Source organism: Mesorhizobium sp. M1334 (genome assembly GCF_040317995.1).
Classification (GTDB): domain Bacteria; phylum Pseudomonadota; class Alphaproteobacteria; order Rhizobiales; family Rhizobiaceae; genus Mesorhizobium.
Genome location: NZ_JAMYLM010000026.1, coordinates 1 through 25,833 on the forward strand (window position 1 = coordinate 1; position 25,833 = coordinate 25,833).

At 64.0% G+C, this 25,833-nt stretch carries 28 protein-coding genes; 13 read left to right on the plus strand and 15 right to left on the minus strand.

The window, feature by feature from the left end; all coding sequences use genetic code 11:
• Positions 1-99 precede the first annotated feature (99 nt).
• The 9 genes from NKH17_RS28295 to NKH17_RS28335 all read right to left on the minus strand — a co-directional run bounded on the left by NKH17_RS28295 (position 100) and on the right by NKH17_RS28335 (position 7,485).
• On the minus strand, positions 100-339 hold the full coding sequence (locus NKH17_RS28295) for a DUF680 domain-containing protein (RefSeq protein WP_352480242.1): 240 nt from the start codon (positions 337-339) through the stop codon (positions 100-102).
• Positions 340-407: 68 nt separating this feature from the next.
• Positions 408-614: a DUF680 domain-containing protein gene (locus tag NKH17_RS28300; protein ID WP_254815995.1), complete on the minus strand. Its 207-nt coding sequence runs from the start codon at positions 612-614 to the stop codon at positions 408-410.
• A gap of 71 nt (positions 615-685) precedes the next feature.
• Positions 686-889 carry a DUF680 domain-containing protein gene (locus NKH17_RS28305; RefSeq protein ID WP_352480241.1) on the minus strand — a complete coding sequence of 68 codons (204 nt, stop codon included), beginning with the start codon at positions 887-889 and terminating at the stop codon, positions 686-688.
• Positions 890-1,329: 440 nt separating this feature from the next.
• Entirely contained in the window at positions 1,330-2,076 is a 747-nt protein-coding gene (locus tag NKH17_RS28310) for an FAD-binding oxidoreductase (RefSeq protein WP_352480240.1), read from the minus strand.
• Positions 2,073-2,684 (minus strand): molybdopterin-dependent oxidoreductase, encoded by a 612-nt coding sequence (locus NKH17_RS28315; RefSeq protein ID WP_352480239.1) that lies wholly within the window; start codon positions 2,682-2,684, stop codon positions 2,073-2,075. The genes NKH17_RS28310 and NKH17_RS28315 overlap by 4 nt, the downstream gene beginning before the upstream one ends.
• A 128-nt stretch (positions 2,685-2,812) precedes the next feature.
• The gene (locus NKH17_RS28320; RefSeq protein ID WP_352900453.1) at positions 2,813-4,351 is read right to left on the minus strand and encodes a DegQ family serine endoprotease; all 1,539 of its coding nucleotides are present in this window, start codon (positions 4,349-4,351) and stop codon (positions 2,813-2,815) included.
• 365 nt (positions 4,352-4,716) lie between these two features.
• The gene (locus NKH17_RS28325; RefSeq protein ID WP_352480238.1) at positions 4,717-5,442 is read right to left on the minus strand and encodes an MBL fold metallo-hydrolase; all 726 of its coding nucleotides are present in this window, start codon (positions 5,440-5,442) and stop codon (positions 4,717-4,719) included.
• A 16-nt stretch (positions 5,443-5,458) separates the two neighbouring features.
• Positions 5,459-6,625: a diphosphate--fructose-6-phosphate 1-phosphotransferase gene (locus NKH17_RS28330; protein ID WP_352900450.1), complete on the minus strand. Its 1,167-nt coding sequence runs from the start codon at positions 6,623-6,625 to the stop codon at positions 5,459-5,461.
• Positions 6,626-6,720: 95 nt separating this feature from the next.
• On the minus strand, positions 6,721-7,485 hold the full coding sequence (locus tag NKH17_RS28335; RefSeq protein ID WP_352480236.1) for a L,D-transpeptidase: 765 nt from the start codon (positions 7,483-7,485) through the stop codon (positions 6,721-6,723).
• A gap of 188 nt (positions 7,486-7,673) precedes the next feature.
• Here NKH17_RS28335 and NKH17_RS28340 point away from each other — a divergent pair, with 188 nt between their 5' ends.
• The 3 genes from NKH17_RS28340 (at position 7,674) to xylB (ending at position 11,278) form a co-directional block, all read left to right on the plus strand.
• Complete coding sequence (locus tag NKH17_RS28340) at positions 7,674-8,297, plus strand: LysE family translocator (RefSeq protein WP_352480235.1); 624 nt, start codon at positions 7,674-7,676, stop codon at positions 8,295-8,297.
• 9 nt (positions 8,298-8,306) lie between these two features.
• Positions 8,307-9,632: a tetratricopeptide repeat protein gene (locus NKH17_RS28345; RefSeq protein ID WP_352900448.1), complete on the plus strand. Its 1,326-nt coding sequence runs from the start codon at positions 8,307-8,309 to the stop codon at positions 9,630-9,632.
• Positions 9,633-9,823: 191 nt separating this feature from the next.
• Positions 9,824-11,278, plus strand: a complete 1,455-nt coding sequence (gene xylB, locus NKH17_RS28350; protein ID WP_352900445.1) for a xylulokinase — start codon at positions 9,824-9,826, stop codon at positions 11,276-11,278.
• Between the two features lie 38 nt (positions 11,279-11,316).
• On the opposite strand, the gene NKH17_RS28355 is transcribed toward xylB, so the two are convergent.
• Entirely contained in the window at positions 11,317-11,679 is a 363-nt protein-coding gene (locus NKH17_RS28355; RefSeq protein ID WP_352480232.1) for a nuclear transport factor 2 family protein, read from the minus strand.
• Between the two features lie 111 nt (positions 11,680-11,790).
• Here NKH17_RS28355 and xylA point away from each other — a divergent pair, with 111 nt between their 5' ends.
• Positions 11,791-13,116, plus strand: coding sequence for a xylose isomerase (xylA, locus tag NKH17_RS28360; protein ID WP_352807494.1), 1,326 nt, complete (start codon positions 11,791-11,793; stop codon positions 13,114-13,116).
• Positions 13,117-13,246: 130 nt separating this feature from the next.
• Here xylA and NKH17_RS28365 read toward each other — a convergent pair whose 3' ends face one another.
• Positions 13,247-13,879: a TetR/AcrR family transcriptional regulator gene (locus NKH17_RS28365; protein ID WP_352480230.1), complete on the minus strand. Its 633-nt coding sequence runs from the start codon at positions 13,877-13,879 to the stop codon at positions 13,247-13,249.
• A 93-nt stretch (positions 13,880-13,972) separates the two neighbouring features.
• Here NKH17_RS28365 and NKH17_RS28370 point away from each other — a divergent pair, with 93 nt between their 5' ends.
• Positions 13,973-14,629, plus strand: coding sequence for an O-methyltransferase (locus NKH17_RS28370; protein ID WP_352900442.1), 657 nt, complete (start codon positions 13,973-13,975; stop codon positions 14,627-14,629).
• Between the two features lie 165 nt (positions 14,630-14,794).
• Positions 14,795-15,004, plus strand: coding sequence for a hypothetical protein (locus tag NKH17_RS28375; protein WP_254815980.1), 210 nt, complete (start codon positions 14,795-14,797; stop codon positions 15,002-15,004).
• 61 nt (positions 15,005-15,065) lie between these two features.
• On the opposite strand, the gene NKH17_RS28380 is transcribed toward NKH17_RS28375, so the two are convergent.
• On the minus strand, positions 15,066-16,046 hold the full coding sequence (locus tag NKH17_RS28380) for a GlxA family transcriptional regulator (RefSeq protein WP_352820177.1): 981 nt from the start codon (positions 16,044-16,046) through the stop codon (positions 15,066-15,068).
• Positions 16,047-16,122: 76 nt separating this feature from the next.
• On the opposite strand from NKH17_RS28380, the gene bcoG reads away from it, so the two are divergent.
• From bcoG to NKH17_RS28415, 7 genes are all read left to right on the plus strand, one after another.
• On the plus strand, positions 16,123-17,034 hold the full coding sequence (gene bcoG, locus NKH17_RS28385; RefSeq protein WP_352900439.1) for a 3-dehydrocarnitine:acetyl-CoA trimethylamine transferase BcoG: 912 nt from the start codon (positions 16,123-16,125) through the stop codon (positions 17,032-17,034).
• Between the two features lie 31 nt (positions 17,035-17,065).
• A complete protein-coding gene (locus tag NKH17_RS28390; protein ID WP_352900436.1) occupies positions 17,066-17,692 on the plus strand; it encodes an HD domain-containing protein in 627 nt (208 codons plus the stop codon).
• Entirely contained in the window at positions 17,689-18,762 is a 1,074-nt protein-coding gene (locus NKH17_RS28395) for a carnitine 3-dehydrogenase (protein ID WP_352900434.1), read from the plus strand. Before NKH17_RS28390 ends, NKH17_RS28395 begins: the two co-directional genes overlap by 4 nt.
• 4 nt (positions 18,763-18,766) lie before the next feature.
• A complete protein-coding gene (locus NKH17_RS28400) occupies positions 18,767-19,930 on the plus strand; it encodes an acyl-CoA dehydrogenase family protein (protein ID WP_352900431.1) in 1,164 nt (387 codons plus the stop codon).
• Between the two features lie 64 nt (positions 19,931-19,994).
• Positions 19,995-22,073: an acetate--CoA ligase family protein gene (locus tag NKH17_RS28405; RefSeq protein WP_352900429.1), complete on the plus strand. Its 2,079-nt coding sequence runs from the start codon at positions 19,995-19,997 to the stop codon at positions 22,071-22,073.
• Entirely contained in the window at positions 22,066-22,848 is a 783-nt protein-coding gene (locus NKH17_RS28410; protein ID WP_352505940.1) for a carnitinyl-CoA dehydratase, read from the plus strand. The genes NKH17_RS28405 and NKH17_RS28410 overlap by 8 nt, the downstream gene beginning before the upstream one ends.
• A 77-nt stretch (positions 22,849-22,925) precedes the next feature.
• Positions 22,926-23,867: an alpha/beta hydrolase gene (locus tag NKH17_RS28415; RefSeq protein WP_352900426.1), complete on the plus strand. Its 942-nt coding sequence runs from the start codon at positions 22,926-22,928 to the stop codon at positions 23,865-23,867.
• 46 nt (positions 23,868-23,913) lie between these two features.
• Here NKH17_RS28415 and NKH17_RS28420 read toward each other — a convergent pair whose 3' ends face one another.
• The 3 genes from NKH17_RS28420 to NKH17_RS28430 form a co-directional block, all read right to left on the minus strand.
• A complete protein-coding gene (locus NKH17_RS28420) occupies positions 23,914-24,177 on the minus strand; it encodes a hypothetical protein (RefSeq protein WP_352505942.1) in 264 nt (87 codons plus the stop codon).
• A 94-nt stretch (positions 24,178-24,271) separates the two neighbouring features.
• Positions 24,272-25,057, minus strand: coding sequence for a DUF899 domain-containing protein (locus NKH17_RS28425; protein ID WP_352480219.1), 786 nt, complete (start codon positions 25,055-25,057; stop codon positions 24,272-24,274).
• A 170-nt stretch (positions 25,058-25,227) separates the two neighbouring features.
• The gene (locus NKH17_RS28430) at positions 25,228-25,782 is read right to left on the minus strand and encodes an autotransporter (RefSeq protein WP_352505944.1); all 555 of its coding nucleotides are present in this window, start codon (positions 25,780-25,782) and stop codon (positions 25,228-25,230) included.
• Positions 25,783-25,833: the final 51 nt, after the last annotated feature.

Sequence of the window (25,833 nt, forward strand, 5' to 3'; positions counted from 1 at the left end):
CACACCCTTGCGCTCGTGGGGGGCGGGTTGTTTTTTATACCCCCCCCCCTCCGCGGGGGCCGCGCCCCCCCCCTCTTGTCTGGAATTCCAATTCGGCTGTTAGTTGTTGCCGAAGAGGTTGCGGTCGGCGCCCTGAGGCGCGGACTTGGGCACATCGCCGGACGAATTCAGCAACTTGTAGATCGGCGAGTTGCTGTCACGCACCGAATACGTCTGCGTCTTGTCGACATTGACGGTCGACTGCTTATTGATGTCGCTCCCGCCAACATTGTCGTTTTGGGCATAGGCGCCGCCGGCGGTAATCAAGAGAGCGGCGGCAGTAAGAACAATCTTTTTCATTTGGATACTCCTGGATTTCGGATCAAAGCGGCGGGCATGCCCGCCCGCCTTGATGGTGGGATCGGCTGTTAGTTGTTGCCGAAGAGGTTGCGATCGGCGCCCTGGCCGACCGGCTGCTTTTCAGCCTGATCTGACTTCTTGAGGGAGGCCGTGTACGAGCTGTCGACCGCGACAGCCGGCTGGTTGGCTCCGTTGGAACCATAATTGTCGCTGCCGGCGAAGGCGCTGCCGGTGATGGCCAAAACGGCGACGGCGGCAAGAAAGATCTTTTTCATTTCAATACTCCTGAATTTTTTCAGATCCCGGGCGGCGGATATGCCCGCCGCCCTGATGCTGGGATCGGCTGTTAGTTGTTGCCGAAGAGGTTCCGGTCGGCGCCCTGGACAGGCTGCTTGTCAGCATCAGCCGGCTTCTGAATGGAAGCCGTGTACGAGCTGTCGCCCGAGGCGGCAGGCTGGTTCGCACCATTGGAACCATAATTGTCGCTGCCGGCGAAGGCGCTGCCGGTGATGGCCAAAACGGCGACGGCGGCAAGAGCGATCTTTTTCATTTTTAGTACTCCAGTATCTTAGTCTCAGTCCGTCTAGCGGCGTGTCTTGGGAGGAGTTCGCGTCGTTCGGACCGCCCCGATGTGGGAAAGCCAATGGCCAGTTTCCAATCACGAAGTTGTTTGGTGTGGACCAAGAATCTACACCTTGAAATTGTGCCACGGACTCCCTCCGCCACATTTTTACCGTTTAATGCCAACAAGATAGCCCATCGCCTCGGTCTGACTGCAAGGGGACTTGGAAGGCAGCGTTCACAGCGTCCTGCACGCATTGTCAACAGAAACGAACCGTTCGGTTCGATTTTTTAAACCGATAAAAGTCGCAGCCGGGGTTGTTTGTCGAATCGTTAACCATTTCAGCCAAGCGCGGCCTCGCCGTTCTGCCGGTTTTCGGCCCGTTTAGGCCGGCCGGCAAAGGCAGCAACCGGGCAAGCAGAACCGGGTCAGACCCCGTAGCGTTCGGTGCGGATGAGAGCCGCAGGCACCCCGGCATCGATCAGTGCCTCGGCGGCGGCCGTCACGAATGCGTTCGAGCCGCAGACAAAGGCCAGCTTCGGCGGCGCGGGCAACCTGGTCATGGCTTGCACCATCATCGCGGCGTCGACCCGCCGCGCATAATCCGCCGGACGGCGGGCCGGCTCGCGCGTCAGCGTCAGCACCAGGTCGAAGCCATCCCGGCGCTCGGCGAGGTCGATCAGCTCATCGCGAAAGATCACCTCGTCCCAGACCCGCGCCGAAACCACCAGGGCGGCGGCAACCAGCGACCCCCGCATCGCCCGGTGACGGACCATCGACATCAACGGCACCACGCCCGACCCACCGCCGACGAGCAGGAGCGGTCCGCCATCGCCGTCGGACCAGACGAAATGGCCGCCGAGCGGCCCGCGCAATTCGAACTCGTCGCCCACCGCCGCGATCTCGTGAAAGAACGGCGAGACCTCGCCGTCCTCGAGTTTTTCAATCGCCAGCTCGATGGTCTCGCCGGTCTCCGGTGCCGAGGCGATGGAGTAGGAGCGCCGCGCCTGATAACCGTCAGGCGCCGTCAGCCTGACATCGACATGCTGTCCGGCACGGTAGGCGAAGGGCCGCGACGGCTGCAGGAAAAAGCTGGTGACGCGCGGCGTGCGCTTTTGGATGCGGGTGATGGTGACTATCTGCCAGGGCGACTGCGCCGCCGGTGCGTCGCTCATGGATCGTTCGTGTAGCGCTGCTCGCGCCACGGGTCGCCATAGATATGATAGCCTCGCAACTCCCAGAAACCCGGCTCGTCACGCTCGGTGAACTGCAGCCCGTTCAGCCATTTGGCCGATTTCCAGAAATAGAGATGCGGAACGAGCAGCCGCGCCGGGCCGCCATGGTCGGGGGTGATCGGCTTGCCCTCGTAAAGCAGCGCCACCATCGCCTTGCCGCCGGTGAGATCCTTCGTTGGCACGTTGGTGGAATAGCCGTCGAAACCCAACGCCAGCGTGAAGGCGGTGGGCGGCTCGATGCCGGCGTCGGCAAGGATGTCGTCGACCAGCACGCCCTGCCACGCCGTGTCGAACTTGGTCCATGCGGTGACGCAATGGATGTCGCGCGTCATCTTGGTCAGGGGCAGCGCGTTGAACTCGGCCCAGTTCCACTTCTTGATCGGCCGCGGCCCGTGCTTAAGCGTGAACGACCAATCCTCGGTGCGCACATGCGGCGTCGGGCCGGCCGACAGGACCGGGAAACCTTGCTCGAGATATTGCCCCGGCGGGATACGTGCACCCGTATCTGTCGGCGGCTTTCGTCCGGAAGAGAAACCTCGGGTAGCCATCGAGAATATCCGTTTGCGCAAGGTCCAATCGACCTTTGTCAGTTTTCTCGAAGACGCGCGCTCGGGCAACCGAAATCTTGGCTCGGCCGGCAATGCCCTCCATCGATCTTGGCAGCGCGGCGCCTGCCTCAGCCACTGGCGAAGGGGACGGCGACAAACATCTGGGCGTCGCCGCGCTGGACAAGCAGCAGCACCGATTTCTTGCCGGATTTGGCAGCCTGCACAATCGCCTGGTTAGCCTGCCTGGCGCTTCTCACCGGATGCTGGTCGACGGCGACGATGATGTCGCCGGGCTGGATGCCGGAAGCCGATGCCGCCTTGTTCGGGTCGACGCGCTCGACCAGTGCGCCGTGCTGGTTGCCTGCCAGGTTCATTGCCTGGCGTACATCCGGGGTGACATCCATCAGGCGGAAACCGAGCGCCGGTGCACGGAGGCCCTGCTCCGTCGACGGCTGACCCTGATCGCCGGTCACCGATCCCGTTGCCATGTCGTCTTCGTTGCGCCCGATCTCGACGGAGATCTGCAGGCTTTGGCCCTTGCGCCAGACATTGAGGGTTTCCCTCGTGCCGGGCGCAACGTCGGCGACAGCGCGCGACAGGTCCCTTGGGTCCTTTATGTCGCGATCGGCGAAGCTGGTGATGACGTCGCCGGTCTCGATGCCGGCCTTGGCGGCCGGCGATCCGTCGCTGACCTGCGCGACGAGCACGCCGGCGGGGTGATCGAGGCCGATGGCGCTCGCCATATCAGGCGTCACCGGCTGGATCTGGACGCCCAGGTAGCCGTACTGGATGGAGCCGCCCTTCATCAGCTTGGCGACGACCTTTTGCGCCTGGTCGGAGGGGATGGCGAAGCCGACGCCGACACTGCCGCCATTCGGCGAAAAGATCGCCGTGTTGATGCCGACGACATTGCCGTTCACATCCGTCAGCGGGCCGCCGGAATTGCCCCGGTTGATCGGTGCGTCGATCTGGATGAAGTCGTCAAACGGCCCGCTGTGCAGGTCGCGGCCGCGCGCCGAGACGATGCCGGCCGTGACCGTGGTGCCAAGGCCGAAAGGATTGCCGAAGGCGAGCACCTGGTCACCCGGCATGAGCTTGTCGGAATCGCCCCATCTGACGGTCGGCAAGGGCTTGCCGGCTTTGACCTTGAGCACGGCAAGATCGTTCTTGGCGTCATGGCCGATCAATTTGGCGGGAAGCTCGGTGCCGTCGTCGAGCGTCACCTTGATCGATTGGGCGCCATCGACAACGTGATTGTTGGTGACGATGGTGCCGTCGCTGGCGACGATGAAGCCTGAACCGAGCGCCTCGGTGCGCGGCGCCTGTTCCGGCGGTGTTTTGGGAGCGGGCAATCCCTGGTCACCGAAGAAATGGCGGAAATAGTCGTCGAAAGGGGAGGTTCCGCCAAAGGGAGAGGCGTCGCTCATGGTGTCGGGCTGTTGTACTTTCATGACCGTCGTGATGGTCACCACCGCCGGCTTATCGGCCGCCACGACCGGCGCGAACGAGCCGCTCGGCGCCGTCATGCCGGTGACGGGAGGGGTGACCGTTGCCGCCAGGACATCATTCAGCCTGGGAGCGAGAGGCAGGGCGAAAGGGCTGACGATCAACGCTGCGCCCAGCAGAGCGGCGACGCGATGTCTGCGAAGGGTCTGAATTGGTGACATGGCCGTTGTCCGGGCGAGAGATTGGTGAAGCGCCCTAACGTTCCGTCACCGGAACAATTCATCGGCGCGTCGGTCGTCGGCCTTGCCTGTCTCGCCTGTCAGGCAGCCGACCGGATCGACAGCCCCGCATCTAGGGCGCCGATCATGGTTTCCAGATAATGTTACGAAGATTTAATTTTCGGCTGGCAACCGCCGTGCCGGGCTTGCGCCGAAACCCGAAAACAAAAACCCGCCTGACGGCGGGTCGTTGGGGCAAATCAGCACCATACCCAGATTACTAGCATAGCTGCCGGCACAAAGCAAGAACAAAATAGTTGCCCAAGCCAAATCGCTTCAGGCCGCCCCTCACTGCCCCGCCAAGGCTTCTATGCCGCTGTCCCGTCCGTTCGCCTGAGATACGCCGAGGCGATCTCACGCATCCGCCTGCCGTCGAAGCTCGGTCCATGACCGCCATGGCCGATCCGGATCGGCAGATCGCGCAGCCGCTGCATGGTGCGGCGGTAGGCGGCACGATCGGAATCCGGCAGGTCGTCGATCAGCGTGGCGTCATAGATGGCGTCGCCGGCGAAGAACAGGCCGTCTGCCTCATCGAACAGCGCGATCGAATCCGGAGAGTGGCCGGGCAGGTGCAGGACGCGGAATTGCCGGTCGCCGAGGTCGATCCTATCGCCCTCGTCCAGGGTCCGGTCCAGCGGCGCCGGTGGAATCCTGTAATCGGCCGCTTTCCAGCCGTTTGCCGGCAGTCTGGAGACGGCGCCTTCGAGATCATGGAACATGTAGGCGTAGGTCACCGCTTCGTCCATGCTGTCGAACTGCGTGGCGCTGTGGCGCGGACCTGCCCGCAACGGAAACTCGTGCAGCGAGCCGACATGATCGAGATGGATATGCGTGGCGACGACGAGCAGCGGCTTGCCGGCCGGCGTGTCGATCTGCGGCGCCAGCGGGCAGATCCCCATGCCGGTGTCGACCAGCAGGTCGACATCGCGGCCGCGCACATGCCAGATGTTGGCGCGCACGAAATCATGCACGAAGGGCTCGGTCAGCATCATCGTCTTGGCGTCGACGATGGTTTTGCTGAACCAGCTGTCCATCAGATAAAGGCCGGCATCAGACGAACGGCTTACCGACCTTGTACTTTCGCGGAACCAGCCGCTTCAGATAGACCATGCCCGCATCGGACAGCCGGTTGACGTCGGGCAGCATGAAATCATCCGGCATATGGCGCGTCTTGCCGGCGACGTTCTTCAGCGGCACCTTCTTCAGCACGGTTTTTTTGCCGTCATATTGCAGCGCCACCGAACCGCCGCCCTCGTCGGCCACGGTGACGGCGAAGGCGCCGGCATCGAAGGCCTCCTGCGCGTCCACCGCGCTGATGGCGCCGACATAGCCGCGCGGCATATAGCCGAGCGCATCGACGCGCGCCCGCTTGCCCGGCAATCCTTCGGCGAGCGCGCGCTCCAAGGCTGCCGGCAGGTCGCTGCCCGACAGCTTGACGTTGCCGTGCTGGTCGCGCTCCAGCCTTTCGGGCGGCACCAGGCTTTCGACCAGCGCCTTGCCGTCGGCGGTGCTGACGCCTTCGGAGACGGCAACGATGCAGCGCTTGTGGCGGTCGAGCGTGGCGCGCACGTCGTCGATGAAACCGGCCGCCGAGAACGGCCGCTCCGGCACGTAGACGAGATGCGGGCCGCTGTCCTGGTCGAGCTGCCAGGCCGCGGATGCGGCCGTCAGGAAACCGGCATGCCGCCCCATGACGATGCCGACATAGATGCCCGGCAGAGCGCGGAAATCGAGATCGACCGAAAGGAATGCTCCAGCGACGAACTCGGCCGCCGACATGAAGCCGGGCGTGTGATCGTTCTCCTCGAGATCGTTGTCGATGGTTTTCGGCGCATGCACGAAGGCGATCTTGCCGCCGGCGGCGTCGGTGAGGATCTGCTGCGTGCCCGAGGTGTCGTTGCCGCCGATATAGATGAAGGCGTCGGCGCCGGCTTTCTTCAAGCCATTGAGGATGAGGTCGCAATAGGCGGCATCCGGCTTGTCGCGCGTCGAACCAAGCGCGGCGCTCGGCGTCGCTGCGATCAGCCGCAGGCGGTCCTCGGGGATGGCGGAAAGATCGACGTAATTGCCGTCACGAATGCCGCGCACGCCGTGGATGGATCCCAGCACCTTGGCGCCGGGATGCCGTTTGCGGATTTCGAGCGCAGCACCCACCACGGTTTGGTTGATGACGGCGGTCGGGCCGCCGCCCTGCGCGATGACAAAAGTTCCGGCCATTGTTCACGTCTCCCGGGCAATGAAATCGCAGGCACATTCGCCTGTCTTGCGGCATCGCGCAACGGCAGAGTGATCGCTGAAGGCGAAGCCGCCGTTCAGACGACGACGACCGGGTTTTTCTTGGAGACGCGGCTGTAGAGATCGATGACGTCCTGGTTGATCAGGCGCACGCAGCCCGACGACATCGCCTGGCCGATGCTCCACCATTCGGGCGAGCCGTGGATGCGATAACCGGTGTCGCTGCCGTTCTGATAAATGTAGAGGGCACGCGCGCCGAGCGGATTGTCGAGGCCGCCCGGCTGTCCGCCTTGCCACTTCACCAGTTCCGGCCTGCGGGCGATCATCTCGGGCGGCGGGGTCCAGACCGGCCATTCCTTGCCGTACTGGATGTTGGCGCGGCCGGACCAGCGGAATCCGTCCTTGCCGATACCGACGCCGTAACGGATCGCCTCGCCGCCGGGCTGCACGAGATAGAGCAGCCGTTCCTGCGAGTGAACGACAATGGTACCGGGCTGCTCGCCGGTCGGATCGACGACAATCTGGCGGCGAAACTCCGGCTTGATCTTGAGGTAGGGCACCTCCGGCACGTTGAAGCCACCGTCGGTAAGCGAAGCGTACATCACGTCGGGGCTGGTGATGTTCTTGTCGACGCTGATGCTCGGACGGACGGGCCGGATCGAGCCGGTGGTGACGTCGTCGAGCTGGAGCGACGGCAGATCCAGCGTCTGGCTGCAGCCTGTGACGCCGAGCAGCGCCAACGCGCCGGCGCCGGACAGCACCGTGCGGCGGGAAAGCTGTAGTTCGGTTTCGATTGCGTCGCCATTATGCGGCAGCGACAGACCGTGCGGCAACTCACGCATTTACCCAAACCCTACGCTGTCGGCGGGAAACACGGTCCGGCCGGATAGCAGGCATTTTCACCAATCATGGTTGAAAAAGCGTGAAGGCCAGCCGCCTGGCGTTAACGACGCGCTTTTTCGATTCTTGCCTCTTTACATCTGCGCGAGGCCAAGGATTTATCCTCTTCTTTAAGCTCAAGGAGAAGAAAATGTCCTTCGAAAACTGGGCCGCGTTTGCCGCCGCCTCGGCAGTCCTTCTGGTCATTCCAGGCCCGACCATCCTGCTGGTGGTTTCCTATGCACTCGGCCAAGGCTGGCGCACCGCGCTGCCGATGGCAGTCGGCGTGGCGCTCGGCGACTTCACCGCGATGACACTGTCGATGCTGGGCATCGGCGCGCTGCTGGCGGCGTCGGCCACCGTATTCACGGTGCTGAAGGTGATCGGCGCCCTCTATCTGATCTATCTCGGCATCAAGCTGTTTCGCGCCGGCGGCGCGCTCCGGGCCGAACCGCGCACCGATGCGGTGTCATCGGCGAAAATGGCGGCGCATGCCTGGCTGGTTACTGCGCTCAATCCGAAAAGCATCACCTTCTTCGTCGCCTTCCTGCCGCAGTTCCTCGACCGGCACGCGGATTTCTGGACACAGATGCTGATCTTCGAGACGACCTTCCTGACGCTCGCCTTCGCCAACGCGCTCGGTTATGCGCTGATCGCCGCAAGGGCGCGCAACGTCGTGCGCAATCCAAAGGCGATCCGCATCTTCAACCGCACCGGCGGCACGCTGCTGGTCGGCGCAGGCATCGCCACGGTGGCGATGCGATCGGGCAACTGAGGACACGCCATGGCGGTCAGGGATGCATTCGGCCTGACACTGTCTGGCGCGACGGAGGCCGGGTTTTCGTCCTACAGCCGGGCCGTGCGCGAATTGCAGTGCTTCATCGGCGATCCGGTCGGCTCCATTGACCGGGCAATCGCCGACGATCCCGGCTTCGTCATGGCGCAGGTGTTCAAGGGTTATCTCTTTGGCCTCGCCACCGAGCGTGAGGCGACGGCGGTGGCCAAGGCATGTCACGAGGCGGCGCTGCCGCTTGCCGCGACGACACGCGAGCAGGCGCATGTCGCCGCCCTTGGCCACCTTGCGGAGGGACGCTGGCACGAGGCCGCCCGCGTGCTGGAGGATATCGCCATCGAGTTTCCGCTCGATGCGCTGGCGCTGCAGACCGGGCACCAGATCGACTTCTTCACCGGCAACGCGCGCATGCTGCGCGACCGCATCGGCCGCGCGCTGCCGTCCTGGCAGAGCGGCATGCCGGGCTATCACGCCATACTCGGCATGCAGGCCTTTGGCCTGGAGGAAATGGGCGATTACGCGCGCGCCGAAAAACTTGGCCGCACGGCGGTCGATCTCGAGCCGCGCGATGGCTGGGCTCAGCATGCGGTGGCCCATGTCATGGAGATGCAGAGCCGGCAAAAGGACGGCATTCTGTGGATGCGCGCCAATCCCGAAGCGTGGACGCGGGAAAGTTTCCTGCAGGTGCACAATTGGTGGCACCTGGCGCTGTTCCACTACGATCTTGGCGAAATCGACGAGGTGCTGGCGCTCTATGACGGGCCGATCTATGGCGAGCGCTCGACGCTGGCGCTCAACATGGTCGATGCCTCGGCGATCCTGTGGCGGCTGCATCTCGGCGGCGTCGATGTCGGCAGCCGCTGGGCGGCGCTCGCCGCCAACTGGTTGCCCAAGGCCAGCGCCGGCCATTATGCCTTCAACGACGCCCACGCAATGATGGCGTTTGTCGGTGCCGGCCTCGACGCGCCGGCCAGCGGCTTGCTCGAGGCGCAGCGCGAGGCGATGCGCGGCAAAGACGACAACGCCGCTTTCACCCGGGATGTCGGCCATCCCCTGACGCTCGCCATCAAGGCATTCGGCGAGGGCAATTATGCCGGGACGATAGGCCTGATCCGGCCGATCCGGGCGATCGCCCACCGCTTCGGCGGCAGCCACGCCCAACGCGACGTCATCGACCTGACGCTGATCGAGGCGGCATTGCGTTCCGGTGATGGCGCGCTGGCAAGGGCGCTGGCGGCGGAACGCGCGCTGGCACGGCCGGACAGCCCGTTGTCGGCACTGTTTTCACGGCGCGCAATCGCTCTCACGGCGAATTGACCAAGATTAAATCTTGCCTTAAAAACTGCCCCGGCCAGATTTTTTCGAGTGTCGAAAAAATCTTCGCGTGTTGACTGGAGCGTTTTTCCGGCAGCACGATTGCCGGGATATCTTCGCCGTCCGTGTCGCAGGACTGGGCCGGGGAGCAAGAAAGACCGTCGCCGCCAGGCCTGACGGATATGGGAGGAAGCATGTATCTCGGCCTCGATCTCGGCACGTCGGGCGTCAAGGCGCTGCTGACCGATGCAAGGCAGGGCATCGTCGGCTCCGGCCATGCGCCGCTCGATGTGTCGCGCCCGCATCCCGGCTGGTCCGAGCAGAACCCGGCCGACTGGATTCGCGCCTGCGAAGCGGCGATCGCCGAGCTGAGGTCCATGCATGCGAAGGAGCTCGCGGCGGTTAAAGGCATCGGCCTTTCCGGCCATATGCATGGCGCCACCCTGCTCGATGCCGCCGACCAGGTGCTGCGCCCCTGCATCCTGTGGAACGACACACGCAGCCACGCCGAGGCGGCTGCACTCGATGCCGACCCACGCTTTCGCAAGCTGACCGGCAACATCGTCTTTCCCGGCTTCACCGCGCCAAAGCTCGCCTGGGTGAAAAACAACGAACCGGCTGTTTTTGCCAAGGTGGCAAAGGTCCTGCTGCCGAAGGACTTTTTGCGGCTCTGGCTCGCCGGCGACCATATTTCGGAAATGTCGGATTCGGCTGGCACGTCGTGGCTCGACGTCGGCAAACGCGCCTGGTCCTCCGAACTGCTAGCAGCGACGTCGCTGGACGAAAGGCAGATGCCGTCATTGGTCGAAGGCACGGCCAAGGCCGGTGCCTTGCGCGGCGAACTGGCTGCGAAATGGGGCATCCAGACGGGCATCCCGATCGCCGGCGGCGCCGGCGACAACGCGGCCTCGGCCTGCGGCATGGGCACGGTCGGCGCCGGCCAGGCTTTCGTCTCGCTCGGCACATCGGGCGTGCTTTTTGCCGCCAACGCGTCCTATCTGCCCAATCCGGAAAGTGCGGTGCACACCTTCTGCCACGCACTGCCCGGCACCTGGCACCAGATGGGCGTCATCCTGTCGGCAACCGATTCACTCAACTGGCTGTCGGCAATTGCGGGAAAAAGCGCCGTCGAGTTGACCGCCGAACTCGGTGATGCGCTGCAGGCGCCGACCGGTGTCTCCTTCCTGCCGTACCTGTCAGGCGAGCGGACGCCTCACAATGATTCCGTCATTCGGGGCGCCTTTAGCGGGCTTGCCCACGAGTCCGGCCGCGCGGCGCTGACCCGGGCCGTGCTCGAAGGCGTCGCCTTCGCCTTCCGCGACAGCCTCGAAGCCCTGGCCAAAGCCGGCACGACGCTGACCCGGGTGACGGCGATCGGCGGCGGCTCGCGTTCGCGCTACTGGCTGAAGGCCATCGCCACAGCGCTTGGCCTGCCAGTCGATATTCCAGCCGAGGGCGATTTCGGCGCCGCCTTTGGCGCCGCCCGGCTTGGCCTGATCGCGGCGACCGGCGCCGATCCGCGCGCCGTGTGCACGGCGCCGGCGACGGACGCCACGGTCGAGCCGGTCGCCGCCCTCGGCGGTGCCTATGCAGATGCCTATCAGCGCTACCGCCAGCTTTACCCGGCGATCAGGAGCGCCACGGCGTGAGCGGTTTCCCGCCCTCGCCGTGGCCTGCCGAGAAGGCCTCACTGTGCCGGCACCTTGTCGAGAAAGCCGGTAACACTTTTCAGCCGGCCATTCTCGATGACGCCGATATCGGTGCCTTCGATGACGGACTCGACGCCTTCCGGCCCGAGATTCCAGGAGAAACGGACGGTATCGGCGAAGCCGTCCGGCTTGCCTTTCAGCGAGAACCTGAAGCCGGCAAAGCGCTGCTGCACGCCTTCGATCAGCGCGGCGATGCCGTCATGGCCGTCGCCCTGCATGATCGGATCGCGGTAGCCGACGTCCTCGGTGAAGGTCGCCTCGAGCAAGGCTTTCCTGCGTGCGGCGTCGCTCTCGTTCCAGGCGGCGATGTAGTTTTCGGCAATGGTGTTGAGGTCGGTCATGGTTCTGTCTCCTTCGCTGGGTGGCTTTGACATGAGCCTTTTCGACCAGCGCCAGCGCGAAACCAATTACGCCTGAGGTAATCAGGCCGAACCATGCGAGAGGAAAAGAACATGAGCAGCGGTTTTTTCGGCGACATCCAACAGATTAAATACGAGGGACCGGATTCGACCAATCCGCTGGCCTACCGGTTCTACAATCCCGACGAGATCGTCGCCGGCAAGCGGCTCGAAGACCATCTGCGCTTTGCCGTCGCCTATTGGCATTCCTTTGCCTGGCCGGGCGGCGATCCGTTCGGCGGCCAGACATTTGACCGGCCGTGGTTTCCGAAGGCCGGCAGCACCGACACCATGGAGTTGGCCAAACTCAAGGCCGACGTCGCCTTCGAGATGTTTTCGTTGCTGGGCGCGCCTTATTTCTGCTTCCACGATGCCGACGTGCGGCCGGAGGGCCGGGACTTTTCCGAAAGTAAGGCGCGGCTCGATGAGATCGCCGATTATTTCTCGGAAAAGATGAAGCAGACCGGCGTCAAGCTGTTGTGGGGCACGGCCAACCTGTTCTCCAACCGCCGCTTCATGTCGGGCGCCGCCACCAACCCCGATCCGGACGTCTTTGCCTATTCGGCGGCGACGGTGAAACACTGCATCGACGTCACCAAGCGTCTGAACGGCGAGAATTACGTGCTGTGGGGCGGCCGCGAGGGCTATGAGACGCTGCTCAACACCGACCTTGCCCGCGAGCAGGAACAGGCCGGCCGTTTTCTCAATCTGGTCGTCGATTACAAGCACAGGATCGGCTTCGAAGGCACCATCCTGATCGAGCCGAAGCCTCAGGAGCCAACCAAGCACCAGTATGATTACGACGTCGCCACCGTCTATGGCTTCCTCAAGCGTTTCGGACTGGAGAATGAGGTCAAGCTCAACATCGAGCAGGGCCACGCCATCCTGGCCGGCCATTCGTTCGAGCATGAACTGGCGCTGGCCAATGCGCTGGGAATCTTCGGCTCGATCGACATGAACCGCAACGACTACCAGTCGGGCTGGGACACCGACCAGTTCCCCAACAATGTGCCGGAGATGGCTCTCGCCTACTATCAGGTGCTGCAGGCCGGCGGCTTCAAGACCGGCGGCACCAATTTCGACGCCAAGCTCAGGCGCCAGTCGCTCGATCCGCAGGATCTGCTGATCGGCCATATCGGCGGCATGGATTGCTGCGCTCGCGGCCTCAAGGCGGCAGCGCGCATGGTCGAGGACAAGGCGCTGTCCGCCCCGCTCGCCGAGCGCTATGCCGGCTGGGATTCGGCCGAGGCCAAGGCGATGCTTGCCGGCAAGCGCACGCTGGAGGAAATCGCCGAGCGCGTCGTCAAGGAGAAGATCGAGCCGCAGCCCAGATCCGGTCGCCAGGAACTACTCGAAAACATCGTCAACCGGTACGTCTGAGGCGTACCATCCCGCGGCCGCATTGTTCAGCGGCCGCGGGATAAAGACGACTTTCCGCGGGGCTGACACCGACAAGGTTTGCCCCGTGCGAAACTTTCGGTCTGCTTGCTGACCGGGCCTGGCATTTGCCTTAGCCGTGATCGAGGCCTCTCAGGTAGGCGCAGAACATGTCGGCCATGGCGTCGGCGTAGGCTTCGATCTCCGCGGGGGTTCGGGGCAACTCCGAGAACTGCTTCCCCACCGTGCTGAGCGTCGTCATGACCAGGTCGCCGGCCAATTCGCGAGTCGCTTGCGCGGCGTTGGGCAACGCCTCCTGCATGAAGAGCTGGATGGTGCGGTCTCCGGACGCCCTTGCCGCCTGCGCCTCGGGCGCGTCGCGGTAAAGCGGTGCGGCGTCGTCGAGCGCCACGCGCACCGCGGCCTCGTCACACTCCGAGCGGAGGAAGGCGTGGACCAAGGCGCGCAGCCGTTCAAGTGGCGGTTTCCTGACATCCTCGAGGATGTCGCGCAGCAAATCGGTCGTCTGCCGCCATTCGTCGCTCTGGAGCCGGAACAGGATCGCCGCCTTGTTCGGAAAATACTGATACAGCGATCCGACACTGACACCGGCCTTCTCGGCCACCCGCGCCGTGGTGAAGCGCTGCGCGCCTTCCCTCGCCAAAACCTGAACAGCAGCCTGCAAAATCGCAGCAACGAGCTCCCCCGAGCGGGCCTGCTTGGGCTGTTTTCGCGAGGAAATCCGCGGACTGCGGTGATCGCTCATTGAGAGGCGCGCCAATGCGATTAGTAAATGCGAATGATTAGTCGTATTTTGAATGCCGCACAAGAACACATTCCATTCTGACTGGAGACCGATATGACCACACTGACGACGCCGCCGCTTGCGCCCCTGCTGGACCGCCTGTTCGAGGAAGCCGCTGCGGCAACGAGCCCTGCAGTGGCGGAATTCTCCGCCGAGGAGCGGAGCCGCCTCGTTCGAAGCAAGACCGAATACCTCGATTTCTATGGGCGGCTAAAGGACCTCTGGCTTCCCGTTTCGCGAGAGACCGGCACGCTGCTCTACATGCTGGCACGGGGCAGCAGCGCAAGGACGATCGTTGAATTTGGAACCTCGTTCGGCATCTCGACCCTACACCTTGCCGCAGCCTTGCGGGACAATGGCGGTGGCCGCCTCATCACCAGTGAGTTCGAGCCATCCAAGGTGGCGCGCGCCAGGAACAATCTGACGGCAGGCGGTCTCATCGACCTGGTGGAAATCCGAGAAGGAGATGCGGTGCAAACATTAAGCGTCGATCTTCCCGAAACCGTCGACCTGCTTCTGCTCGACGGCGCCAAAGCGCTCTATCCAGAGATCTTGAGTCTTTTCGAAAGCCGCCTCAGGCCGGGCGCCTTCGTCGTTGCCGACAACGCCGATCTTTGCCCCGAATACCTCGAGCGGGTGCGCTCGACCGGAGGCGGCTACATGTCCACGTCGTTCAGCGAGGATGTCGAGCTGTCGATGCGGCTTGGCTGAAGCACTGCCTGACCTACTGGTACGATCGTGCCCAAGATGGGCGGCGGCGGACAAAACTTTGCCCGGCGCCGCCCATCAATCGCCTCGCTCTTGCCTTCAAACAGCCGTCACGAACCTCCTATAGTGTGGTTCGTGGCGGGAACGGAAAGAAGGAGGCGAAACGATATGCAGCACGAACGCGAAATCGACGCCCTGCTCTCATCTGGCGAGGCCGGATCGATCATCGACCGGCTGATGGCGCTGCCGCACCCGAAGCAAGGCGCGCTGAGTGCGAACGAATGGGATCGCGCGGTCGCCAGCCGCTTCGAGACCCATCTTGCGAGACAAATGCGCTCGCAGATCGACGGCAACAGCGACCGCCAGGACGCTGCCTGATCTACCTTTGTCTGTGCATGCCGTTGTCCCAAAACCGCTACGGACTTTTGGGCGACATGCATTATCCCCGACGCAGCCTGACCGGCGCCTCGCCGAACGCTCTTGAAAACGCCCTGGAAAATGCCGCGGCGGACGAAAACCCCGTTCGCCCGGCAATATCGGCCATGGCCACGCGCGTGTCGACCACCAGCCGGCGCGCGGCGCCGAGGCGCAGCCTGAGATAATAGGCGCCGGGCGTTTCGCCGATCGACTTGCGAAAGATACTTTCCAGCGTTCGTGCCGTCACCCCGGCGCGCTTGGCCACCGCGGCTATGGTCAGCGGCTGGTCGATATGCGCTTCCATCAGCCGGATGGCTTGCGCCAACCTGGGATCGTAGCCGTCGAGACGGCCGAGCGAGACCAGCGGCTGTGCGTCGGTCGCAGCGCGCGCCTGGTCGTAGATGAAGACGCTCGCGACATCGAGCGCCACGGCCATACCGAGCCGCGTGCGAATCAGATGCAGCATCAGGTCGAAGGTCGGCGAGGCGCCGCCGGAGGTGAACACCGGGCCGTCGATGACGTAGCGGTCGGGGCGCACGTCGACGCCGGGAAAGGCCGACGAGAAATCCTCCATGTCCTCCCAGTGGGTGGTGGCGCTGCGCCCTTCCAGCAAGCCCGCGCGCGCCACCAGCCACGTACCCGCCTCGACGCCGCCGCAGGCGCGTGCCGCGCGCGCCGCCCGGCGCAGTCCGGACAGCAGGGCCGATGTGGCATAGTTCTGCGTGCCGAATCCGGCGACGACGACCAGCATGTCGGTTGTGTCAGCCGCATCGAAGCGGCCGCTGACCGCCACCGGCAGGCCGCATGTGGTAACCGGCGCCTCGCCCGTCACCGAGACCAGCCTGAAATCGAACAGCGTCTCACCGGCAATGCGGTTGGCGGCGCGCAATGGATCGACGGCCGAGGCTACGCACATGATCGACGAGCCGGAGAATACCAGCAGCGTTACCTTGAGCGGCAAACGTTCGGCACGAAAGATCGTCGGCTTTTCGTTTTTGATCACACGATCTTCGTAAAACGCAAAACAGTTTCCGGCAAGTCAGGCATTCTTGCCCTACGTCCTATTGGGAGAGAGTCCTATGCCGTTAGCGATGAACCGTGAGGTCTTCATTACCTGTGCTGTGACCGGGTCCGGCAGTTCGCAGGATCGCAGCCCGCATGTGCCGCGTTCGCCCAAGCAGATCGCCGATTCGGCCATCGAGGCGGCAAAGGCAGGTGCGGCGATCGTCCACTGTCATGTGCGCGATCCCGAAACCGGCAAGCCTAGGCGCGACGTACACCTTTATCGTGAAGTAACGGAGCGCATCCGCGCGGCGGATGTCGATGTGGTTTTGAACCTGACCGCCGGCATGGGCGGCGACATGGTGTTCGGCCCGCCGGAAAACCCGCTGCCGCTGAACGAAAAAGCCACCGACATGGGCGGTGCCAGCAACCGCATGGAGCACGTCCGCCAGTGCCTGCCGGAAATCTGCACGCTCGACTGCGGCACGATGAATTTCGCCGAGGCCGACTATGTCATGACCAATACGCCCGGCATGCTGCGTGCCATGGGCGGCATGATGACGGCGCTCGGCGTCAAGCCGGAAATCGAGGCTTTCGACACCGGGCATCTGTGGTTCGCCAAGCAATTGGTCGAGGAAGAAGTGCTGAAGCCGGACGCCTTGGTGCAATTGTGCATGGGTGTGCCGTGGGGGGCGCCGGACGACCTCAACACCTTCATGGCCATGGTCAACAATGTACCGTCGACGTGGAACTGGTCGGCCTTTGCCATCGGCCGCAATCAGATGGCCTATGTCGCGGCCGCGGTGCTAGCCGGCGGCAATGTCCGCGTCGGGTTGGAGGATAATCTCTGGCTCGACAAGGGCGTGCTGGCGACCAATGCGCAGCTGGTCGAGCGGGCGGTCAGCATCGTGTCGAATATAGGCGCCAGGGTCATCGGCCCGGATGAGGTGCGCAAAAAGCTGAACCTGACGAAGCGCGCACCGCTTTGAAAAGCCGGTAGCTGGTTGGGAGGAGCCGCCGATGAAGACCGTGAAATTCACTGCGATGAAGGACGGCGACCGCGAGGATGCCTTCCTCACCGAGCACGAGATCGACTATGCGGCAAAGACCGGCGAGCGGTTGCTCGACGCGCTCGTCCAGCTGGATGCGGGCCTCTCGGGCTACAAGATCACCCGGCTCGGCCATTCGCTGCAAGCGGCAACACGCGCCTGGCGCGACGGCGCCGACACCGACTGGATCGCCTGCGCGCTGCTGCACGATATCGGCGACATCTATGCACCCTATAATCACGACGAGTATGCGGCGTCGATCCTGAAGCCTTTTGTGCGCGAGCAATGCACCTGGGTGGTGGAAAAGCACGGCGATTTCCAGCGCCTCTATTACGCCCACCACCTCGGCGGCAATCCGCACGCCCGCGACCGTTTCGCCGGGCACATGTATTTCGACGATTGCGATGAGTTTTGCGAGCGCTGGGACCAGTCGAGCTTCGACCCGGATTACGAGACATTGCCGATCGATTTCTTCCGGCCCTTCGTGCTCGAAGTGTTCGCGCGCAAGGCCTATGACGCGTCCGTGATCCGTGCCGGCGAGCGTGTCGCCCTCACCGACCCCGCAACAGCCAGGACAAGAACCGGAGCCTCCGCATGAGCATCATCAACAAGGCGGCCGCCATCGGCGGCGGCGTCATCGGCGCCGGCTGGGTGGCGCGGCTGCTGCTCAACGGCATCGACGTGTCGATCTTCGATCCCGACCCCGAGGCGTCACGCAAGGTCGGCGAGGTGATGAAGGGAGCGCGACGCGCCTACAAGCAGATGCTGCCCGGCGGCCTGCCTAAGGAGGGCAAGCTCACCTTCGCCAAGACGATCGCCGAGGCGGTGGCCGATGCCGACTTCATCCAGGAAAGCGTGCCGGAGCGGCTCGACCTGAAGCACCGCGTGCTGGCCGAGATCGACCTTTATGCGCCGGCCAACGCCATTGTCGGCTCCTCCACCTCCGGCATCAAGCCGACCGACATGCAGGTGGCGATGAAGAAGCATCCGGAGCGGCTGGTCGTCGGCCATCCGTTCAACCCCGTCTATCTCCTGCCGCTGGTCGAAATCGTCGGCGGCGAACAGACCTTTCCCGAGGCGATCGAAGTCGCCAAGGAGATGTATGCCTCGATCGGCATGAAACCGGTGGTGATCCGCAAGGAGATCGAGGCCTTCGTCGGCGACCGCCTGCTCGAAGCGGCCTGGCGCGAGGCGCTGTGGCTGGTCAAGGACGGAATCTGCACGGTCGAGGAGCTTGACGACATCATGCGCTATGGCTTCGGCCTGCGCTGGGCGCAGATGGGCATGTTCCAGGTCTATCGCGTCGCCGGCGGCGAGGCCGGCATGCGCCACTTCATGGCGCAGTTCGGCCCGTGCCTGAAATGGCCGTGGACCAAGCTGATGGATGTGCCGGAGTTCAACGACGAGCTGGTCGAGCTGATCGCGACCCAGTCGGACGACCAGGCGCACGGTCTGTCGATCCGCGAGCTCGAAAAGATCCGCGACGACAATCTGGTCGCCATCATGGAGGCACTGTCGAAGCAGAACAAAGGCAAAGGCTGGGGTGCCGGCGCCCTGCATAAGGACTACACCAGGCAGCTGGCCAAGCTTGCGGCGAAGAAGCCCGTTGCCTCCAAGGCGGCCGAAAAGGCCAAGGCTGAAAAGCCGAAGAAAAAGAAGAAAGGCTGAGACCATGGATTTTGGTCTTTCGGAGGAGCAGAAGCTCATCGTCGAGACGACGCGGGCGTTCGTCGAGAACGAGCTTTACCCGCATGAGCGCGAGGTCGAGCGTACCGGCGTGCTGCGCCGCGAGCTGATCGAGGAGATCAAGGCCAAGGCGATCGAAGCCGGCCTCTATGCCGCCAACATGCCGGCCGATGTCGGCGGCGCCGGGCTCGATACGGTGACCTGGCTCCTTTACGAGAAGGAGCTCGGCCGCGCCAACTACGCGCTGCATTGGACTTGCGTTGCGCGGCCTTCGAACATCCTTCTCGCCGGCACGCCGGAGCAGCGCGAAAAATATCTGTTTCCCTGCATTCGCGGCGAGAAGTGGGATTGCCTGGCAATGACCGAGCCGGGCGCCGGTTCCGATTTGCGCGGCATGAAGGCAACCGCCGTGCAAGACGGCGACGACTGGGTGCTGAACGGCACCAAGCATTTCATAAGCCACGCCGACATTGCCGATTTCGCCATCGTCTTCATGGCCTCGGGGGAGGAAGAATCTTCGCGTGGCAAACGCAAGAAGATCACCGCCTTCTTCGTCGACAAGGGCACCAAGGGTTTCACCGTGCGCGACGGCTACCGCAACGTCTCGCATCGCGGCTACACCAATGCCATCCTCGAATTCGACGATTGCCGGTTGCCGGCCACTCAGGTCCTGGGCGAGGTCCACAAAGGGTTCGACGTCGCCAATTCATGGCTCGGCGCAACGCGCCTGCAGGTCGGCGCCACCTGCCTCGGCCGCGCCGAGCGGGCGCTTGGCCACGCCATCGAATACGCCGCGCAGCGCCAGCAGTTCGGCCAGCCGATCGGCAAGTTCCAAGGCGTGTCGTTCAAGCTCGCCGACATGGCGACCGAGCTGAAGGCCGCCGACCTGATGGTGTTCGAAGCCGGCTGGAAGTACGATCAGGGCACCGTCACCGACCAGGACATGGCCATGGCCAAGCTGAAGGCCACCGAAATGCTTGCCTTCGTCGCCGACGAGGCGATCCAGATCCATGGCGGCATGGGGCTGATGGACGATTTGCCGCTGGAGCGCATCTGGCGCGACGCCCGCGTCGAGCGCATCTGGGAAGGCACCTCGGAAATCCAGCGCCACATCATCTCGCGCGCGCTGCTGCGCCCGTTCGGGGCCTAGAGCATGACCCCAAAAAGTGGAATCCGGTCTTTGGAAAAGATCATGCTCAGACGAAAAGATGACAATGCACAGGCTTGAACGTCTTTTGCGGCCGAAATCGATCGCCGTCTTCGGTGGTGCGCAGGCGGCGGCCGTCGTCGCGCAATCGATCAAAATGGGCTTTGCCGGCGAGATCTGGCCGGTGCATCCGAGCAAGGACGAGGTCGCCGGCCGCAAGGCCTATCGCTCGGTGGCCGAATTGCCCGGTGCGCCGGATGCCGCTTTCGTCGGCGTCAACCGGCACTTGACCATCGAAGTGGTCAAGGCGCTGGCGGAGCGCGGCGCCGGCGGTGCGGTCTGCTTCGCCGCCGGCTTTCTCGAAACCGAGGCCTATGACGAGGACGGCGAGCGGCTGCAGGCCGAACTGGTCGAGGCGGCCGGCCAAATGCCGATCATCGGGCCGAACTGCTATGGGCTGATCAATTACGCCGACGGCGCGCTTTTGTGGCCCGACCAGCATGGCGGCATCAGGCTGCCGGAAGGCGGTCGCGGCGTTGCCATCATCACCCAGTCGTCGAACATCGCCATCAACATGACGATGCAGAAACGCGGCCTGCCGATCGCCTTTCTGATGACCGCCGGCAACCAGGCGCAGACCGGGCTTTCCGAAATGGCGCTCGGCCTGATCGAGGACGACCGCGTCACCGCGCTCGGCCTGCATATCGAGGCCTTCGATTCGGTAGCCGGCTTCGAAAGGCTGGCGGCACGGGCACGCGAGCTGAAGAAGCCTGTTATCGCCATGAAGGTCGGCCGCTCCGAGCAGGCGCGGCAGGCGACCGTCTCGCATACCGCGTCGCTGGCCGGCTCGGACGCGGCGTCCGGCGCCTTCCTGAGGCGGCTCGGCATCGCCCGGATCGATTCAATTCCCGCCTTCATCGAGGCGCTCAAGCTGCTGCACGTCACCGGCCCCCTGCCCGGCTACCGGCTGTCATCGATGAGCTGCTCGGGCGGCGAGGCGTCGGTCATGGCCGACAGCGCCGAAGGCCGCTGGGTGACGTTTCCGCCACTCACCCCCGAGCACCGCGCGCGGGTCAAATCGACGCTCGGGCCGCTGGTCGCGGTGGCCAACCCGCTCGACTATCACACCTTCATCTGGAACAACGAACCGGCGATGACCGCCACCTTCACCGCCATGGTGTCTGGCGGCTTCGACCTCAATATGCTGGTGCTCGACTTTCCGCGTCCCGACCGCTGCTCGGACACGGACTGGTGGGCGACGCTGCGCGCCTTCGAATCGGCGCTGAAGACCAACAGCGCGCAGGGCGCGATCGTCTCCTCGTTGCCGGAAAACCTGCCCGAGGAATACACTGCCGGCCTGATGGCGCGGGGCATGGTGCCGCTGTTCGGCATTTCCGAGGCCATGGACGCCGCCCAGGCGGCAGCCTTCATCGGCTGGGCGTGGCGCGAGCCGCAGGCGCAGCCGATCGACACTTCCGCGTCCGGCGCGCCGGCCGGCGACCATGTCACGCCGGACGAGGCCGAGGCGAAGGCGCGGCTCATCGAGGCCGGGCTCCCCGTGCCGAAGGGCGAGCGCGCCGGCAATGCGGTCGAAGCTGTGATCTCCTCGATGGCGCTCGGCTTCCCGGTGGCGCTGAAGGCTCTTGGCGTCATCCACAAGTCCGAGCTCGACGCGGTCCGGCTCAACCTCAGGGATGCCGAATCGGTCAGCACCGCCGCCCATGATCTCGGCCCGCTCGGCACCGGCCTTTATGTCGAGCGCATGGTGCGCGACGGCGTCGCCGAGCTGCTGGTCGGCTTCACTCGCGACCCGATGTTCGGCGCGGTGATGACGCTCGGCACCGGCGGCGTGCTGGTCGAGCTGTTGCGCGACAGCGTCACACTGATGCTGCCGGCGACCCGTGATGACATCGAGGCCGCTTTGCGCGGGTTGAAGCTGTTCCCGCTGCTCGACGGTTATCGCGGTCGGCCGAAGGCCGATGTCGCAGCTGCAATCGATGCGATATCGGGCATTGCTGCTTTCGTGCAGCAAAATGCCGGCGAGATCGAGGAGCTCGACATCAATCCTCTGATCGTCTGCACCGAGAGCAAGGGCGCCTGGATCGCCGACGCGCTGCTGGTGCTGGGAGAGAACAAAAATGTCTGACGTCATCACCACCCGCCGCGAGGGCACGATCCTCGAAGTCATGCTCGACCGGCCCAAGGCCAATGCCATCGACCTGAAGACGTCGCGGCTGATGGGCGAGACGTTCAAGGGGTTTCGCGACGATCCCGACCTGCGCGTCGCCATCGTCAAGACCGCCGGCGACAAGTTTTTCAGCGCCGGCTGGGACCTTAAGGCAGCGGCTGGCGGCGATGCCGTCGACGGCGACTATGGCGTCGGTGGCTTCGGCGGGCTGCAGGAATTGCGCGACCTCAACAAGCCGGTGATCGCCTGCGTCAACGGCATGGCGGTCGGCGGCGGCTTCGAGCTGGCGCTGTCCTGCGACCTCATCTACGCGTCGGACCACTCCTCCTTCGCGCTGCCCGAAATCCGCGCCGGCACGCTGGCCGATGCGGCAACGATCAAGCTGCCGAAGCGCATCCCTTATCACGTCGCCATGGACCTTTTGTTCACGGGCCGCTGGATGGATGTCGCCGAGGCGCATCGCTGGGGCCTGGTCAACGAGGTGCTGCCCAAGGAAAGACTGGAGGACCGCGTCTGGGAGATCGCCCGGCTGCTCGCCAGCGGCCCGCCGCTGGTCTTCGCCGCGATCAAGGAAACGGCCCGGGTCGCAGAATCGCTGACCTTCCAGGATGCCATGAACCGGGTGACGCGCCGGCAACTGCCGACGGTTGACGCGCTCTACGGCTCGGAGGACAATCTCGAGGGTTTTCGCGCCTTTGCCGAAAAGCGCGATCCGGTGTGGAAGGGCAGATAGTGAGTGTCCCTGGAACGACGGCGTTCCGTCCCAGAGGAGGGTGTTCAGGCGGATTCGTCACTATCCGTTCCGTTCCCATGACCAACTACAAGAAACTCATCGACGCCGAGACCTGGGCGTTCATCGAGCGGACCAATTCGTATTATCCGCCGGATACGATCGACTACACGATCGCCGAGCAGCGCGCGATCTACGACCGGATGTGCCGCGAATTCTCTGCCGGCTATCCGGATGGCGTGACGGCTGAAACCACCGTCATTGCCGCGCCAGCGCACGACGTCCCGATCCGCATTTATCGCAGCGCGGCGCCGAACGCCTCTGCGATGGTGCTCTATGTCCATGGCGGCGGCTACATCCTCGGCGGGCTCGACAGCCACGACGATGTCTGCGCCGAGCTTTGCGCCCGCACCGGCTATGAGGTGGTCTCGGTCGACTACCGGCTGGCGCCGGAACATCTGCACCCGGCCGCCTTCGACGATGCGATGGGCGCCTTCGAATGGGCCACCGCCACTTACGAATGCCCCGTCCTGCTCTGCGGCGACAGCGCCGGCGGCAATCTCGCCTGTGCCGTCAGTCATGCGACGCGTGGCCACGTGACAAAGCCGGTCGGCCAGGTGCTGATCTATCCTGGCCTTGGTGGCGATCGTTCACTCGGTTCCTATGTCACGCATGCCGAAGCGCCAATGCTGACGATGCGCGACCTGGAGTTCTATAAAAACATCCGGACTGGCGGAGTGGACGCTACAGGCGACATCACTTTGTCTCCGCTCGCCGACGCCGATTTCGCCTATCTGCCGCCTACCGTCGTGATCACCGCCGAATGCGACCCGTTGTCGTCGGACGGCGAAGCCTATCGCGACCGCGTCGTTGCCGCAGGCGGACGTGCCTGGTGGCTCGAGGAGCCGGGGCTGGTGCACGGCTATCTCAGAGCCAGGCACACGGCCGGCCGCGCCCGCTCGAGCTTTACCCGGATTGTCGATGCCGTGACGGTACTTGGGAAGGGCGAATGGATCTGGTGAGGGCTGTCCTCCTCACCGCGAAGGGCCTTTATCGGCCGCTATAGCTCTACTTGCGGCGGCGTCGGCCGGAGACCCGCCTCAACCAAGGTCCCAAATGAAAGGCGCTCATCAGCAGGTACATCGGGACCATGCCGCCCAGCGGCGACGCATCTTGCCCGGTCGAGCACATCATATCCGGCGCTCCGCCAAGAAACGTCAGCAGCGCCATGGTTGCGAAGGCCGGCGCGGCCGCAAAGGACAGCCAATCGGCTGCGCCAAGGCCGGCCGGGCTCGCATCGGCGGTGGATCCGCCTGCATGAATCTCGCTCATGGCCATAGTCCTGCATAACGAGCGGGATGCGTCGAATGAACGTGCATCCCGCTCCTCCAATTGTCCTAGCCGCATTTCCGCGACGCCAAACGTTCTATTCGGTGCGGTTCCGGAACGCGGCCTCTCCGGCGTCCGACACCTCGACCCACTTTTTGTCGGGAACGGTTTCGGCGCCATAATTGTCGTGCCAGTTCCACCACTTGTACGTCGGCGTCTGCGGATAGCCTTCGGGCGAATCCTCCCAAACCTCCTGGCGGCCGAGCGGCGACAGGTCGAGATAGCTCCATACGGTCCCCATCGCCTCGTCGCCGCGGTTGTTGATGAAGTAGGTACGGAACACGCGATCGCCATCGCGGATGAACACGTTATGGCCGTGCCACTCGTCAACGCCGAAATCGGCATCGAAGCTGTCGGTGATGGTGTACCAGGGCATCTTCCAGTCCATCCGCGCCTTCAGCCGCGCAATGTCGGCCTGCGGTGCGCGCGAGGCGTAGGCAAGCGTGGTGTCGCGGGCGTTCAGATGGGCAAGATTGCCGACCTGGTCTGCCCCCAGCGAGCAGCCGCGGCAAGCGTGATCGGGCCAGCCGAATACGCCGGGCTCGAAGAAAGCGCGGTAGACGATCAGCTGACGGCGGCCCTCGAACAGGTCGAGCAGGCTCACCTTTCCGTTGGGGCCCTCGAACGTATAGGCCTTCTCCACCGCCATCCACGGCATCCGCCGACGCTCGGCGGCCAAGGCGTCGCGAGCCCGGGTCACGGTTTTCTCCTTCACGAGCAACTGCTGGCGCGCGGCCTCCCACGCATCAGGCGAAACGACCGGTGGTGTCTTCATCGCGAGCCGCGTCGTCTGCTCGCCTGTGCCATTCTGATGTGCCGTCATTGTGCATCTCCCTTGCTGGTCTGTTGTCGCACCATTCCCGGCGCGACGTGTTGCTGATCGGTCATGAGCCAGGATAGGGGCGATAGCGGATTGGCGAGAGTGACAAGTGTGACGCGATTCCGACGGGTTCGCTGATCACGGCCAATTTCGCCGCCCCGTGACGCCTCTGCTCATTCGTGCCCGGACTGCTGAATGGGCCGTGCGCCAGCCAGGTAGCGATCATTGTCAAACGGTTCGGCCTGGTTGCTGTCCGGGCTCCACAGCTGCCGGTGGGTTCGTGTGAGATCGCCGAGATAGACATGCAGCGCACCGGATCGCGCGCTGCCCGTATTCGCAACCGCATGCACGGTATTTGACGCCATGTGCACGACGGCAGGCGCTGCGATGTCCTGCCTTTCGGGAACATCGAGTTCGCTGCCGGCAACGGGATAGATGAAGTTCGTCTCGCTGCCCTTGTAGATGCCGATCAAGGCATCCATCAGGTGGTTGTGGGGCGGGTACTGCAGGCCGGGCGACAACGTGATGTGATAGATCGTCAGGTTCGGGCTGGCATGCAAAAGAACCTCGTCGTCGTCTTCTTCGTGAGCGAGTGTTCCCGATGCGTGAAAACGGTTGATGTAATCGCCCAGGACCGTCCTTACCGCTTCGAGGGGATCTGGCCCCTTCGCGGCATTGACGATATCATCGGCAACAGCGTAGAGAGGCGAGTTGGCGGGTAAAGGCATATCAGTTATCCTCCCTGAGATGCTCAGATTTTCAACCTGAGGTGCTCACGC

Coding starts and splice junctions, on each gene's coding strand:
- NKH17_RS28305 (WP_352480241.1), bottom strand. CDS start 889: ATGAAAAAGATCGCTCTTGCCGCCGTCGCCGTTTTGGCCATCACCGGC.
- NKH17_RS28365 (WP_352480230.1), bottom strand. CDS start 13,879: ATGAGCGATCACCGCAGTCCGCGGATTTCCTCGCGAAAACAGCCCAAG.
- NKH17_RS28355 (WP_352480232.1), bottom strand. CDS start 11,679: ATGACCGACCTCAACACCATTGCCGAAAACTACATCGCCGCCTGGAAC.
- NKH17_RS28310 (WP_352480240.1), bottom strand. CDS start 2,076: ATGAGCGACGCACCGGCGGCGCAGTCGCCCTGGCAGATAGTCACCATC.
- NKH17_RS28420 (WP_352505942.1), bottom strand. CDS start 24,177: ATGAGCGAGATTCATGCAGGCGGATCCACCGCCGATGCGAGCCCGGCC.
- NKH17_RS28295 (WP_352480242.1), bottom strand. CDS start 339: ATGAAAAAGATTGTTCTTACTGCCGCCGCTCTCTTGATTACCGCCGGC.
- NKH17_RS28430 (WP_352505944.1), bottom strand. CDS start 25,782: ATGCCTTTACCCGCCAACTCGCCTCTCTACGCTGTTGCCGATGATATC.
- NKH17_RS28325 (WP_352480238.1), bottom strand. CDS start 5,442: ATGGACAGCTGGTTCAGCAAAACCATCGTCGACGCCAAGACGATGATG.
- NKH17_RS28395 (WP_352900434.1), top strand. CDS start 17,689: ATGAGCATCATCAACAAGGCGGCCGCCATCGGCGGCGGCGTCATCGGC.
- NKH17_RS28400 (WP_352900431.1), top strand. CDS start 18,767: ATGGATTTTGGTCTTTCGGAGGAGCAGAAGCTCATCGTCGAGACGACG.
- NKH17_RS28405 (WP_352900429.1), top strand. CDS start 19,995: ATGCACAGGCTTGAACGTCTTTTGCGGCCGAAATCGATCGCCGTCTTC.
- NKH17_RS28345 (WP_352900448.1), top strand. CDS start 8,307: ATGGCGGTCAGGGATGCATTCGGCCTGACACTGTCTGGCGCGACGGAG.
- xylA (WP_352807494.1), top strand. CDS start 11,791: ATGAGCAGCGGTTTTTTCGGCGACATCCAACAGATTAAATACGAGGGA.
- NKH17_RS28330 (WP_352900450.1), bottom strand. CDS start 6,625: ATGGCCGGAACTTTTGTCATCGCGCAGGGCGGCGGCCCGACCGCCGTC.
- NKH17_RS28370 (WP_352900442.1), top strand. CDS start 13,973: ATGACCACACTGACGACGCCGCCGCTTGCGCCCCTGCTGGACCGCCTG.
- bcoG (WP_352900439.1), top strand. CDS start 16,123: ATGCCGTTAGCGATGAACCGTGAGGTCTTCATTACCTGTGCTGTGACC.
- NKH17_RS28315 (WP_352480239.1), bottom strand. CDS start 2,684: ATGGCTACCCGAGGTTTCTCTTCCGGACGAAAGCCGCCGACAGATACG.
- NKH17_RS28335 (WP_352480236.1), bottom strand. CDS start 7,485: ATGCGTGAGTTGCCGCACGGTCTGTCGCTGCCGCATAATGGCGACGCA.
- NKH17_RS28320 (WP_352900453.1), bottom strand. CDS start 4,351: ATGTCACCAATTCAGACCCTTCGCAGACATCGCGTCGCCGCTCTGCTG.
- NKH17_RS28340 (WP_352480235.1), top strand. CDS start 7,674: ATGTCCTTCGAAAACTGGGCCGCGTTTGCCGCCGCCTCGGCAGTCCTT.
- xylB (WP_352900445.1), top strand. CDS start 9,824: ATGTATCTCGGCCTCGATCTCGGCACGTCGGGCGTCAAGGCGCTGCTG.
- NKH17_RS28425 (WP_352480219.1), bottom strand. CDS start 25,057: ATGACGGCACATCAGAATGGCACAGGCGAGCAGACGACGCGGCTCGCG.
- NKH17_RS28390 (WP_352900436.1), top strand. CDS start 17,066: ATGAAGACCGTGAAATTCACTGCGATGAAGGACGGCGACCGCGAGGAT.
- NKH17_RS28415 (WP_352900426.1), top strand. CDS start 22,926: ATGACCAACTACAAGAAACTCATCGACGCCGAGACCTGGGCGTTCATC.
- NKH17_RS28300 (WP_254815995.1), bottom strand. CDS start 614: ATGAAAAAGATCTTTCTTGCCGCCGTCGCCGTTTTGGCCATCACCGGC.
- NKH17_RS28410 (WP_352505940.1), top strand. CDS start 22,066: ATGTCTGACGTCATCACCACCCGCCGCGAGGGCACGATCCTCGAAGTC.
- NKH17_RS28375 (WP_254815980.1), top strand. CDS start 14,795: ATGCAGCACGAACGCGAAATCGACGCCCTGCTCTCATCTGGCGAGGCC.